This is a genomic window from cyanobacterium endosymbiont of Rhopalodia gibberula, from assembly GCF_003574135.1.
Lineage (GTDB): Bacteria > Cyanobacteriota > Cyanobacteriia > Cyanobacteriales > Microcystaceae > Rippkaea.
In genome coordinates this window covers 619,849-634,160 of record NZ_AP018341.1, presented here as the reverse complement: position 1 = coordinate 634,160, position 14,312 = coordinate 619,849, and the positions used below count along the sequence as shown (strand labels likewise).

Sequence of the window (14,312 nt, the reverse complement as noted above, 5' to 3'; positions counted from 1 at the left end):
AGGAGCTGCCATTGTAGTTATAGTGACTCGTGTATTGTTATATAAAGTGTTATATAAAGAGTTTAGCATTGGGGTCCTAGTCTTCATAATTGTGGCACTAGTCTAGTGTTATCTTTGAAGAATTAGTTTCAAGTTTCATTATCGGCAATAAAATTAAGCGATACTATGTTAATATGTATTGCATATTTAAAAGTAAATACCACGAATAGACATCAACATGTGTTGGTAAAGTTGACTATAAAAACTCTGATCAATTAATGCTATCTTGTCGTTTAAGGACATTTCCAAAGTTGGAGCAGAAATAAATTTCACTTTAGTACAGTTAAGCTCAAAAAGTTTCTTAAAGAACAAGAGATAGAGCTAGTGCGATTGAATCGTTGGCAATAGGGTGGAAAGTAAAGGAAATTGCCATTTGTTTAAAATTGTTTTTTTTGATAGTTTATACAAAAATTTATTGGTGAAATTAACTTAGATTAATGGGATTGTGAAATACTTAGCGAAGCTGTGGGGAAAATGTTTGTAAAATATATATATCAATCAGACTATAATTTCTGGTCAACTACCACTTATAGCTAGTCTAAAAAAGAGGGACAAAAAAGAATTTAACAGTCCGATAAAAAAAGTGAAATGTTAAAGATATGTAGTTTATCAGAAATAGGAAAAAGGTTTTAATTTTAATTAATTTTTAAAAACTCTTTAAAATTTAAATTCTCATCTATCAAAAATAAATATTATTGAGAATAAATGGCAAAGAATAAAAAAGTTTTAATTATATTTTTAAGTCTTAAAAAATGAATATAAATTGGTAACAATAATACAATAAATTATCAATTATCGAAATTGTTTACAAAATAATAATTCTGCTTAGTATAAAAACATTTAAAAATGTAGATAATTCTTAATTAAGCATCAAAAATTTAAGAAAATTGATTAGCTATAAACCAAGCATAATAGCTCAATTTTTATGTGACAAAATCAATAATTAGTTTTAATTTTACAATTATTAATATATGTGTTGTTTTCTAGCTTTACTTGAGATATATAAGCTAGAAAAGGTGTTAATTTTTTAAGTATAAATTGACAGTTTATTTACTCCTTTAATAATTATTATTATAGTATTGTTTATTTATATTCGTCTACTTTTACTTTTGGTAACTTTTTTTATTAAAATTCAGAATTTAGCTCGAACTGTTTAGCTGACAATTAAATAATATAACATAGATAGCCAGTGTGAGAGAATCTGTATTTCCTATCTTAGGATTGCTTTTTTAGTAGCCCATAACCTTTATTTTAAAGTCAGTTAAATCACCAATAAATTTGTATGTTTTATGAAATTTTTTTAAAAAAAACAAAAAAATATAGATATTTTTTCTGTAAATTATATTTAATAGTAGCAGTAATCTTAACTATATATATAAACGTACTTTTTTTATGTATATTAATCAACCATAATCTTTAATATATAAGATAGAATGGTTGATATTTTTCGTATATAATAAAGAATATTAAAATCTTATTTTATAGCTAATAATTGTAATTAAAGACTATATAGGTAACCTGATAGGTACTAGAATATGGTCATAAATTTTTATAGATTTAAATAACCATACTAGTCTTTTTAAGATACAAAAAAGTTAGAACCTGTGTAGATAATACAGATAAATTAAAGGCATAATATAATTATTAGCCTCTGTACCCAACTTCCTAATTTGATTGACGCCTGTATTCCCCAAAGTAGTCATCGTGAGAATCGGCACCTGAAAGTCTTAAGAGCTTAGCAATCGGCTTACACAAATGTCATTAAACTTAGTAAAAACTAAATCTAGCAAAATTAATTGAACTTAAATCCGCGTTATTCCTTATTGCCCGAAACTTAAAGTTTATAAATCTTTTAATGGTAAAATTTCCTGTTTAACGGATATATCTAAGTTCGGATCGTCATTATTCAGTAAAATTTCAGCAGTTTCTAACATATCTTTAACGATATCTTTGAGATCTTCTTTGCTATCTAAATAAGCTTGTAAAGCAGATATAGGATCTAAATTATTTCCTACCCCTAATTCTGGTAAACGAGAACGGGATAATTGACTAACTAATTCCGGTCTAATAGTATAACTGTGGGACTCTTCTAATGCTTTATAAATCTCCCCTGTATTAATTAATTCTAATTGTTCAGAACGAATTTTGTAAATCAAGCGTACTACTGAATTTTGTATAAACTTTTTTTGAATGGCTTTAAGGATAACAGATTGAGGGTCAGATTCCTCAGAAACATTAATATTAATAGAACAAAAATTGCGGCTAGGAAGTGGATTAAATTGCCAATTAACTTGTTCTTTATTTACTTCTAAAGTAATATAACCTTTGTCCTCTTTTTCTTCACTAAAATCTACCCGCTCAATACTTCCTGAGTAAATTACAGGAGGATCATTAGTAGGATTTAAATTTTGGTGTTTATGAACATGACCAAGGGCAACATAATCAAATTCGGGACGAATTAATAAAGACATAGGAATGGTAAATCCCTTGCCAACAGCAAGGAATTTTTCTGATCCAAAATTAGCACGATCTGCCATCAGATGACCTAACAAAATAGTTGGAAGTTGGGAATCAAGTTGACGAATTTCTCCTTCTAAAGCTAAGGTCAAACTTTCAATTAATAAATGCTGAACTTCTTCAAAAGATAAGCCATCAGTTTTACGACGGGTCAAGAGGGTAGAATGGGTTAACCAAGGTAAAGTGATCACCTGAATTTCTCCATTTTTAGTCGAAATTTTATTGGTTTTAAGACTGTCCCCCACAATAAATCCTGGAACCCCTAATGTCCTATAAATACAAAGACTTGCACCTCCATCTCCTTGAGAATGTTGGTCATGATTTCCAACTAATAATACCGTAGGAATCTTGGCATCAGCCAGACGATGAAATTGAGAAGCAAAAGCTTCTTGAACATAGGGAGGAGGGGTAGCATCAGGAAAAGCATCTCCCCCAAATAAAACAAGATCAACCTTTTCTCTCACCGCTCGATCAATACATAAACTTAATGTGTTGGTAAAATCTTCAAAACGGGTATTTAAACCTGTTTTAGGATTGAGCTGACCATGGGTAAAGCCACTACCAAGATGAATGTCAGATAGATGAACAATTTTTATCATATCTACTCGTTTTTAATTGTTATCGAAAGAATGTTTCTTTTTTGATCTTTTAAAATAGAGTATCAAAAATTAATTAACCTATCATCAATTATTAATCATTAACTGTCTATTGATCGAGAATTTAAATAAACGTTAAAAAACAAGTTATTTTACACCTATGTATTTAGCCATTAAAGTAATATAACATAACTCTTAATTTTTATTAAATGTTATCGGTTTGAAACGAAATTTTGTTTAATATGTTTAGTTAAACTATATATAAACACTATATATAAACATATTTGTGATATTTTAATAGACTTCTTTTATACAAAAAAATATTTCTCTTTTGATTATCATTGTCCTATTTTAACTTTATCTATATCTTTGCTTAAATCTTTTATTTATTCTTTATATTTTTATAATATTATATTTAATTACTTTCTAATTATTTTGTCTTTATTATAAAACTATATTATAAAACTATTTACTCAATAAAAAAATATCCTATAACCTACTTTTTTTACAGCTTCAGCTACAAAAAATCTCATGATTAAATTAGTGTAAGTTCTGTAACTAACAACAATATATCCATACTATACTCATAACCGTAAATTTAGTTGAGTCTCTTAGCTAATCCTAGTAGTAAAAGACATATAAACAGTAATAGGAAATAAAGTATTTGCTAATAAAAATGCAGTAACTATGAAAATAAGATAATTATACTTTTATGACTGACTAAAAAGTTTAGTGTGATAAACTTTAGGATCTGCCTCAAAATTGTTAAGCCGTCTATCTTTTCTAATTGTATTAGATATAAAAAAATCCTCTAAAATACTTTTTTCTCATTAGTTGCCATCGGCATATAACAATAAATTTTCACAAATAAAGTCTCCCAATTAGGGATTTCTTACATAGTTTAATTGCCTAAAAAAAGTGTACAATCTACTCTACAAAGTAAAAGAATTTATTTATCGCGACGAGTATACCGATATACAAATAACTTAATAAAAGTGGTATTAATTCTAATAAAATAGACGATTAACTTAAAATTTTAAATGGTTAAGCTTGGCGAATAAATTTCGTCTACGTGACTCATCAATTTAGCTCACAAAGACAGACTCTATAGTCCAAGAATAAGACCTTGTTTTTTTAACTAAATGTTAGATTGGCATAGTAAATGAGGTAGAACGATTAAAATCTTTGGTTTTATTCTTGTTACCTATCTTTATAGAACTAATTTTATGGATAACTTTTGTTAGAAAACCCTAGATATTTTACCTCTCTTGTTAAACCTTAAGCATAAATTTATGTTAGAATCCGAATGCTATAGGTTCTAAAGTAAAGAAAATCTAATGAAAGTTGCTGTTGTCAGTCAAGATTTCCAAACTATTACAGGCAAAACCGGACGTGCTCGTAGGTTTTTAGTGTACGAAACTAATACAGAAGGTGAAGTGACTTTACTGGAAAAGTTAGAAGTTCCTGACACGGAGGCAACTTTTCATGATCTTCATACTGATGATATCACTCCCCATCGAATTGATGAAATGGTGTTAATTACCAGAGAAGCAGGAGAAGGGTTGACAGAACGTTTAAGTCGTCGAGGAATTACCGTTTATATTACTAGCGAAACTGATCCTGAAACAGCCATCAAAAAGGTAGTTGATGGAACCATTCCAACAGTTGCTCCTACTCCTCATCAAGAAGATGGGAGTTGTTGATTTTAGGAAAGAACAAGAGGTAATATATAGTAATATCTCTCATTAACTATCTTTAGTTTAAATTGTTTTATAAACAATTATTGTGCATTAGTTAGTTATAGAAACCGTAATTAGTTTATCGGATTAATTAGTTGTAATTAATGACCTATCGTTAGATTGTTGATCGGTTTATATGCAGACTTTCTTAAAAATTTTTTCCCATATAAAAACAACGATAATCTTGAATATAAATTACGTCCAAAGAGTCATCTATTAGTAGAAAATCAAGGATTAAGTTACCACAACAAATTTACAGCTCCTTACAACCTATCACTTTTTAGAAATAACAAGGATATGAATAGTTTCAATATTACTTACGCAAAACTATTTATTTTAGAATATTTCTTTCAAAAGAAAATATAGTCATAGAGAAAAAACTGTTAACAGTTCAATAAACACAATGAGATGAATAAACTCAAATCTTGAACATTACTCCAGATACTTTAGTACTTCTTGGAACAGCCTTTTTAAGACAATCTTTATAGTTTATTTATAGAAAATAAACAGATATATGCTTTATCGAAATAGTGATGTTTATTCTAACTTAATTAAAATTTAACGTAAGTTATTAAATAAAAATTAAACTTAATGATTAATAAATCCTCAAAAACAGAAGACTATCTATCTAGTAGTCCAATAGTATAATATATCAGAATATTTCTTGTTTATTGCTAATGAAGTCTTTCTTAATTATTTTTGTCTAAGCAATAAAAATAGTCAGTTTTCTAGTTATTTTTTAACAATTATTAGTTTATTCTTGCTATTTTTCCTGGTGCAATATTATGTAGTTTATCCGGACTTGCGACAATGGATAATAATCTGTTTTAGAATCCATTTATAGCCTATAAATGAGTAGAACTAATTTTTTTTAATTTCTTAATCAAGTTATCTCAGTTAAGTGTAAAAAAATTATCAGAATACATTCGTTATATCGAAATACATAACCGTACTCATACATCATTTTCGATGAGTTGGCTATTTAAGCATGATCATAGTTTATTAAAGTTTTAATTTTGAGATAAAAAGAGACTATTTATCTATTACTCATTTACTGTTTATACTACCCTCAAATATTCTCAAATTAACTTTATATTTTTACGTATATAATTAGCTATAACATGCAGATTTTCTTCTTTTTAATTCGTTAAAGCGACTTCCAAAACTTGTTGGTTATTATAACATTTTAATAAATAGGGAATCTTATATTATGGTTTTTTTCAGCAATATTTCCTTAATACATAAGCAGCAGCTGAAAGTAATCTTGATTTATCTTTTAAGATTTATTACTATGGTTAAATAGACAGAGAAAGTACGAAAATAATTAGGCTTTTCTTGTTTGTAACTTTTTAAAGATATCCGCACCTCCATAAAAGATACGTTTAAATAATCAATGTCGATATTATAGTAGAGCAATGGAAGCAACATTAAATTTTAATTCTCTCTTCTAACACCAAAGTCGTAATATCGACGTTACAGGTGTCTAATTTTATTGCAACAAAAATTTATAGTCTTAAGAAATCTAAAGCAACAGTTTTGAACTTAATTTGCTTTAAACTCTCCTTACTCAACCACCCTTCTATCAGAGAAGCACAGCTCCCCACAATAACCGTTATTGGTCTTTCCAACTCGATTATTGTGCTGTTTAAGACTTTAAACAGTCACTAAATCAAGGGGAATTTCTTGGGGCTAATCTTTAAAACCATCAATTAAGACAACATAGGCGATATTTTTTCAAGAAAAAGTGAGGTTAAAGTCCTACCGACATTGCCTAGACCAACAACGGAAATACGAGAAGATTTGCCGAGGAAAAATTTCTCTTAAATTTTGATTAAATGAACTTTAATCGATTATTTCTAGTTGATCAAGGCGAAACCAAACATTCGGAGTCGGAATATAGAATTTAACAAGGGCATATTCATCATTTAACTCAAGAATTTCACCCTTACTTTCAAAAATATAGCGAGGAAAGTGCCGCGAATCGCTGGACTGCGCTTCCAAACTATTTTCAAGTCTTTCACGCACGGTACGAACAAGTGAGCCTTTCTTGATTTTAGCTGACATAATTATTACTGACAGAGGTTTTATCTCAAAGTCTCATCTTACACGTAATTGACACAGAATAATTCTTTAGACTCCTTAAAAAATCTGTAATTTGTATTTTTACAAGTCAATTTTCCTCACACTATTTCCCAGACTTCCCATAGTACTTCTTAAAGTTTTCCAAAATTTGCCCAGGGTTTTCCACAACTGATTACGACAACATCAATCCTTAAGTGTATTGTGGGGAATTTTATTGACTAAGCTCGAAATATTTAAATTTAATAAATATTCGTAAAAAAAAAGAAAAAAAGCTAATTTTTACGTGTAAATAGATTATTAACCATTTTTATAAAATTTTATAGCATTGACAAGCCAGACTTTTCTTGAGCAGAATGGTATCCACACAAATCTCTTCTCCTAAGGTAGCTGAGTTAAAAAAAAAATCCCAGTTAATAGGGAAGTTTTTGTTGTCAATTGAGGTATTTTTATGAATACATCTGTCAGTATTTTCGCTGAAATTCCAGAAGAGTTATATGAATCTCTAAAAAATTTTTTAGAGACCCATCCTAACTGGGATCTTGATCGGGTTTTTACTGCTGCTTTATCCTTGTTTCTCTTACAAAATCAGAATGATGATATTTCTCAATCAATTACAAATTATCACGCTTGCACTCAAGTTTGTCTAGAAACTTTTTTTGAGCAATCTGATTAACTTAAAATTGAAAATAGTTATTCTGGATTAACTGTAACAAAATTTCAATAAAAAGAAGCTAAAACTATTGCTTTATTAAAGTTATTGTAACTCTAAAATTTAGTTTTTAAGATTACTAAATAAAGTAATAATAAGGATTTTAACTATTATTAAATAATAATATATTTAAAGGAATTTTGTTTAAAACACACAATACATTCAATTCCTATCAATACATCTTTTAGTAAGCGAGAAACTTCTACATAAATACGAGCTAGAGCTGTGTATTTATCAAAGTATTAGGTACGAACTTGATTTATAGAATAAAAATTAGTTAAATCACTCATGAAAATCGTTGTTTTAACTACATTATTTCAATTCATTTTAGCTGAAATTAAAATCGCCTTAATATTAGCCATAACTTGTTGAGTTTGTTGAATAATATTTCCTGTTCCTGTAACATCTCCTATTTCATGACTTAGGGGGATTGGTCCGTCCACAAACAAAAATTTACCCCTAGCAGCGATCGCTTGATTATAAGGTCCAATAGAGGTAGAGGCTTTTGTTGTCTTAATTACTTGATGATGAGTCATTATTTTTTTGATAAACACTTATGAGGGCAAAAGAGTTTTTATTTTGAGTTTACATTTGAGTATGTTTCTTCTCAAAATGTCACGATGAGTCCTTTATACTGGTAATGAGACACCTCAAAAAAACATAATCTCTAAAGAAAGACAAGAAACCATTAAGTCCAATCTTCTCTACAGGAGTTTAGAAAACCTACTATGAACAACGAGCAACAGAAGCTAGGAAAACCCTCAAAAACCTCTGAAGTATCAAAAAATGTTGATACTTCAGAGGTAAGTCCTAAAATCAAAGTAATTGACCAACTAGAGTCAACAATAACGTCCGAGACTCCTGATTTAGAATCATTTGTAGCAGAGCCGGTAGCATCTGAACCTAAATCTGCTGAAGAGGAACCGACTCCTGAGCAGGTTATAGCCACTCTAACTCAGGAAGTGGAAGTCTTACAAAGAAAATTAACCGAAGAAGATCAACAGTCCGAAATTTTGAAGAAACGTTACATCACCCTAGCAGCAGAATTTGATAATTTCCGTAAACGAACTGAAAACGAGAAAAAAGAACTGGAAATTCAAGTTAAGTGCCGGACAATTTGTGAATTACTGTCAGTAGTCGATAACTTCGAACGGGCAAGAGGACAAATCCAACCTGCTAACGATGGAGAACTAGGAATTCATAAAAGCTATCAAGGGGTTTATAAAAATCTTGTCGAGAGTCTTAAACGTTTAGGCGTAGCCCCTATGCGTCCTGAAGGAGAACCATTTAATCCCCTATACCATGAAGCTATGTTAAGAGAATGTACTAACGACTATCCTGAAGGAACAGTTATCGAACAGTTAGTGAGAGGATATCTTTTAGGAGAACAGGTATTACGCCATGCCATGGTTAAAGTAGCAGCCCCGACAGGAGAATCCCCCGTGACTCCCGAAGAGTCTACTTCAACGAATGGCGGTAGTTCTCCAACTAGTTAACTAGTCTTTCTTAGAGAAAATCTGAAGGGGAGTGGTCGACATAATAACATTGGGGACAAGTCATGCCGGTAATGTTTAGGTTTCTAGCTGATCCCTGAATCACTTCCTTCATAAATTAATAGAACTAAGCAGACAACTCTAAATAAACGTTAAAAAATCAAGGAGATTATCGGAACTAAGCTCATGTCTTTAGCATGAGGGCAGAGTCCATTATCACCGACTTTGATTCAGATCTTAAACTTTTAACTGATCAGTCTGTTACTATCTAAGATTGTTTTGTCGAATCTGCTAAAACTTAATTTTTTTTGCCGCAATTACTAAATTTTTACAGACCCAGAGTTTAAACATAGCACACAACGATCAAGGCATAAAAGTAATGTTTGATCATAGTAGAGAATGACTGTGAACTTGTCTATTAATTTTACTCAAGTTATCATCATTTTAATTAGATTTTGTTGGTATAAACTCGGAAGATATCCAACCTAGAGAATAGTTAAAGAATAAAGTAAAATTCCTATTTTTAAGGAATAAAAGTACTCAGTAAAGTCTACTTAAGACATGATCTACCAAGTCCTTTAAAATCTGGGAAGAGGTAGAAGGCTTGAGACAGTTAAGATGTTGGAAGGCTAGGTTTCCGTGATAGGAAGCTAACTCCCGTGACCGTTCAATTCCTTGACTTTGATTAACAATAGACAAGGCTTTTTCAATATCTCCTGCCTCACTAAATTCCCGTTCAATTAAAGTTTCTAAATATGGGTTTTCCTCCATAGCAAATAAGGCAGGAGCAGTAAGATTGCCACTAATTAAATCAGAACCAGCTGGTTTTCCTAAAACCTCTGTTGGAGTTGTAAAATCTAGGATATCATCGACAATTTGAAAAGCTAATCCTAGGTCTCGTCCGTAAGCATAAAGATGTCCCCTAACTTCAGGTGAAGTCTCGCTTAACACCGCAGCTGCTTTGGCGCTATTGGCTATTAATGAAGCTGTTTTATAGTAACTTTTTTCTAAATAAGCTTCTAGAGTAAGACTGGTGTCAAAACGATTAATTCCCTGGAGAATTTCTCCTTCAGCAAAATCGCGAATAACTTTAGATAAAAGTTTAACCACATCTAAGTTATCTAAATTAGCTAAATACCAAGAAGACTGAGCAAACAAAAAATCACCAGCCAAGACGGCAATGCGATTATCGAATAAATTGTTAACGGTAGGGACGTTACGACGTAATTCTGCTTCGTCGACTACATCGTCGTGTACTAGACTTGCAGTGTGAATCATCTCAGTAATTTCTGCCAGCCGACGATGACGGGGTGTCAGCTCTCTATCCAACAGGGTTGCCCGTGAAACTAAGAGAACAATAGCCGGACGAATGCGTTTTCCCCCAGCATCAAACAAATGTTCAGCCGCTGCTCCTAAGATTGGATGGCGGGCTCCGACCAACCGTTTGAGATTATCAGTCAAGAGGCGTAGATCGTCGTCAACAGTAGCAAAGAGAGAGGTACTTGTTATCATGGGTCAGCCAAACCTGGCGCATCAGTTACGAAAATTTACATATTCTTATATTCATAATAAGCTAACCTTTCCAGACAAGGAAACGAAATTGTCTACTTTTTTGACTAAATACCTCAACTAATTCGGTAAAATCCCTTAAAAAAACTGACCTAACCTAATTTCTTATGTTAACCTAAAAATAGGGGTTTTTAAGGATTTCCTATCTTCTCAATTATCAAGCTCTTCAGAGGTATCTCCTTAACTGAGGAAGTTTTGGTCAATATGATCCGGCTAGATTCCTTATCTAACTAGTTATTCAGGCGTGTCGACTCAGAATTGCTCGGTTCAAGATTGTCAAGCAATCGGAGGGGATTAGCTTAGGTTAGCCTTAAACTGATCTTCAGTCTTGTTTACTCTTGAAAGTGAGTGTCCTCAAAGCATAGAGGGAGAATGCTTGTTTTTGTCCCGCCATCGCTAGTACCCTTGAGGCGCTGAATGTTCGGGCAGTTCGATATATATGACTATTTATGTCATTAACTTTACTTCCATGTCCACCTTAGCAATGAAAGACTAATAACGAAAAATGCCTGTGATCACTGTGCTTCTCGCTGCCCTCTATTTATTAATGATTTACGGATTACTTATCCTTGCTAAGCGGACGGGAAAGTGGATGTTTCCACCTCGCCGTGATTTAGGATAAACAGAATCCATAATCATTTATGATGATCAATCAATCAGTAAAATGATAAATGTCGAGTCAAAAAGAATTGATTAATTCTTTCAGGATTGGTAACTGTATCAAGGGTGCTCTCACAAACCAATCCTTTTCTATTCAAGAATTTCAGTTTCTTCTCGAACCCAGGAAGATCTTACTATCTTTGGAAGAGGAACAGACTCAACGATTGGACAATAACCTAACCATTGCTGGGAAACTTTTGAAAAAGTCTTGGGACAACCACTGACATAAAAACGAGTAGGTTGAGAAGTATTATTTCGGTATAATCCCATTAATTTCAATTCTTTTTCAGCGGCTTGCACCACAAAACTTGCAGGATCGATGAGGTTGACAGTTGAGGAAAGAATCTCATGAAAGATTGGAGCAAGATGACGATAGTGAGTACACCCGTAGATTAGAGTATCAATATTACGAGCCAGTAACGGACTCACATACCGTAGAGCGACCTGTTTTGTGTAAGGGTCATAGATTCGGTTTTGTTCAATCAGGGGTACAAATTCAGGACATCCTACTTGCCAGACTTGGGCATCGGGGTTGATTTCTTGAATTGCTTGGCGATAAGCACCACTTTTTGCTGTTGCTGGGGTGGAAATAACCCCAATGCGTTGACCTCCTTGTTTGACTGCTGCCCTTGCCCCTGGCAAAATAACCCCTAAAATGGGAAAGTTGAACTCACTGCGAACTGTCTCTAATGCCAAGGCTGAACTGGTATTACAAGCCATGATTACCATTTTGACGTTTTGTTGGTCCATCCAGAGAAGAATTTCTCGAACAAACCGCAAGATCTCCGCCTCAGAACGATTTCCATAAGGTAGACGAGCTGTGTCCGCAAAATAAATAATCGATTCCTGGGGCAACTGTTGGTAAAGTTCCCGTAAAACTGTTAGTCCCCCCACGCCACTGTCGAAAACGCCAATGGGACTATTTTGAACGTTGTTCATAAACAATTTAACACACCACACTTTAAGTTGTTCATAATTGAAACACAGAATCTTCAGAGAAGTAAATATATCTTGGGAAGATAAATATATCTTAAAGTCTTTTTTGTTGAATATAATCTAAAATTCCTTGAGCAATTGCCTGAGCCATTTGAAGACGATAAGCAGGATCACTCAATTTACGATTGTCTTCAGTTCCCGTGACAAAACCAACTTCCACCAAAGAAGCCGGCATCCCTGACTTTCTCAAGACATAAAACCGTCCTTTTTTTACCCCACGATCATCCACATTAATGCTACAGACAATGCTGCGGTGGATAGCTTCTGATAAATCTTGATGTCCATAATAAAAAACTTCCATCCCATTGATGTTGGAACGACTTCCCCCAACCGCATTAGCATGGATACTTACAAAAATATCGGCTCCCACTCGATTGGCCAAATCAGCCCGTCCTTGTAAACTTACAAAATAATCTGCGTTACGTGTCAACTTAACTTGAACCCCTTGTTCTTGTAATAAGCGAGAAACATCTAAAGAAATAGGAAGAATAACATCTTTTTCCTGTAATCCTCTGAGACCCACTGCTCCTGGATCTTTACCTCCATGTCCGGGGTCAATAATGACAAGTACCCGTCCTTTAGGAGCTCCAGAAGAGGAGACAGTGGGACAAGAGGTAATTGGAGGTACAGAAGCATTTGCCGGAGGTAGAAGAATGTTAATCGGCTTATGATCAGGACTAAGAGTCAAAGTTTGTGAAGAATGAACATCTAAAGCTAAGACCTGTTGATTGGGCTGAGTGAGCTCCCCAAAATGAATCCCTGAAGAGGGTTTGACTAAAATTTCCACCGATTCAGGGTTGAGTTGACGAACCTTCAACTCGTTAATAGGACTATTTTTCTTTAATTGCGGGCCTACTACCGGTTCAGCTAGTTGAGCATTGGGAATATTAATGGTATACACTCCCGTCAGTCGGTCAAAATTGCCATGCCCTCTGATAGGTTGATCGGACTGAATTAACAGTTGAGTATTGTTGTTAATTAGTTGAATGGCAGAAATGGTCGGTAGTTGGTTCTGGGAAACCGAATTACTAGGATTATTGTTAGCCAATGGTTTAGGGGGAGTTAAATCTCTGACTTGAGAAATACCTCCTTTTGGCAGGAGAACTAGTCCTCCTAACCTGGAATAATAGCCTTGCCAGTTAGGGCTATCTTTAGCTACCCGCATCGTAATACGAGCTTCTAGGGGTGAAGTTCGGGTTTGCTCAAATCGAATTTCACTGACCCCATACTTATTTACCGATTGGGCTTGGTTAAGTAGTGACTGGGGAAGAGATGCCTCTGGCAAAATAAACTCAATAGTTTTTTTATCGTCACTACGGTTTACCTGAATTTGACTGTTACTTCCGTTGCGTTCTAATTTAATAAAAAGACCACTACGAGTTACTTGAAAGTCATTAGAAGTCCGAGCCGGAGGTTTAGAGAGGGGACGAAGAGGCGCAGGGGTAGAACGCGGAGGTAGAGAAGGAGAGGTTGATGGACGAGCAATTCGCTGGGGAGTGGGAAGGTCTACACTCCATTGAGTAGGAGAAATCCCTTTAACTGTAACTTTCTGAGGATCGAGAGTATATCCTGGGGCTAATTCGATCACCAATCGGGTGGTTTGAGCATTGAACTGTCCTATTCGGACACTTTTAATTGTTCCTCCAATTGCTTGATTAACACTAGGACGCTCTAAAATAATTCCAGGTAAGTCAAGGACAACACGGGTTGGATTAGGAATCAATTGGGCTCTAGGTTGAACTCGAGAGTCAGTGGTAAAAACTAAGCGATTATCGTTTGACTCAAAACGCCAATATAAAAGCCTTCCTGCTTGTGCTGGGAGGGTGAACAGTAATGTACTTAAGATACTCAGTAATAGCCAGTGAAATCTCACAATGATCGCTCCTGTGACACAAAGGTGGCTGTTGGACAG

General features: G+C 33.4%; 8 protein-coding genes and 1 pseudogene. 3 read left to right on the top strand and 6 right to left on the bottom strand.

Annotated elements, in window-relative coordinates; genetic code table 11:
• Positions 1 to 1,880: 1,880 nt before the first annotated feature.
• On the bottom strand, positions 1,881 to 3,155 hold the full coding sequence (gene sbcD, locus RGRSB_RS01940; RefSeq protein ID WP_119259602.1) for an exonuclease subunit SbcD: 1,275 nt from the start codon (positions 3,153 to 3,155) through the stop codon (positions 1,881 to 1,883).
• Positions 3,156 to 4,489: 1,334 nt separating this feature from the next.
• On the opposite strand from sbcD, the gene RGRSB_RS01935 reads away from it, so the two are divergent.
• The gene (locus tag RGRSB_RS01935) at positions 4,490 to 4,855 is read left to right on the top strand and encodes a NifB/NifX family molybdenum-iron cluster-binding protein (protein ID WP_119259601.1); all 366 of its coding nucleotides are present in this window, start codon (positions 4,490 to 4,492) and stop codon (positions 4,853 to 4,855) included.
• Between the two features lie 1,878 nt (positions 4,856 to 6,733).
• Here the strand turns inward: RGRSB_RS01935 and ndhO are convergent.
• Positions 6,734 to 6,955, bottom strand: coding sequence for an NAD(P)H-quinone oxidoreductase subunit O (gene ndhO, locus RGRSB_RS01930; protein ID WP_119259600.1), 222 nt, complete (start codon positions 6,953 to 6,955; stop codon positions 6,734 to 6,736).
• Positions 6,956 to 7,421: 466 nt separating this feature from the next.
• On the opposite strand from ndhO, the gene RGRSB_RS01925 reads away from it, so the two are divergent.
• Positions 7,422 to 7,646, top strand: a complete 225-nt coding sequence (locus RGRSB_RS01925; protein WP_119259599.1) for a DUF2811 domain-containing protein — start codon at positions 7,422 to 7,424, stop codon at positions 7,644 to 7,646.
• Between the two features lie 149 nt (positions 7,647 to 7,795).
• Here RGRSB_RS01925 and RGRSB_RS01920 read toward each other — a convergent pair.
• Positions 7,796 to 8,218: pseudogene (locus RGRSB_RS01920) on the bottom strand (Rid family detoxifying hydrolase).
• A 192-nt stretch (positions 8,219 to 8,410) separates the two neighbouring features.
• On the opposite strand from RGRSB_RS01920, the gene grpE reads away from it, so the two are divergent.
• On the top strand, positions 8,411 to 9,178 hold the full coding sequence (grpE, locus tag RGRSB_RS01915) for a nucleotide exchange factor GrpE (protein WP_119259598.1): 768 nt from the start codon (positions 8,411 to 8,413) through the stop codon (positions 9,176 to 9,178).
• Between the two features lie 537 nt (positions 9,179 to 9,715).
• On the opposite strand, the gene sds is transcribed toward grpE, so the two are convergent.
• The 3 genes from sds to RGRSB_RS01900 all read right to left on the bottom strand — a co-directional run bounded on the left by sds (position 9,716) and on the right by RGRSB_RS01900 (position 14,273).
• On the bottom strand, positions 9,716 to 10,687 hold the full coding sequence (gene sds / locus RGRSB_RS01910; RefSeq protein WP_119259597.1) for a solanesyl diphosphate synthase: 972 nt from the start codon (positions 10,685 to 10,687) through the stop codon (positions 9,716 to 9,718).
• An 807-nt stretch (positions 10,688 to 11,494) separates the two neighbouring features.
• A complete protein-coding gene (gene murI / locus RGRSB_RS01905; protein ID WP_119259596.1) occupies positions 11,495 to 12,343 on the bottom strand; it encodes a glutamate racemase in 849 nt (282 codons plus the stop codon).
• A 91-nt stretch (positions 12,344 to 12,434) separates the two neighbouring features.
• Complete coding sequence (locus RGRSB_RS01900) at positions 12,435 to 14,273, bottom strand: N-acetylmuramoyl-L-alanine amidase (RefSeq protein ID WP_119259595.1); 1,839 nt, start codon at positions 14,271 to 14,273, stop codon at positions 12,435 to 12,437.
• Between the last annotated feature and the right edge of the window lie 39 nt (positions 14,274 to 14,312).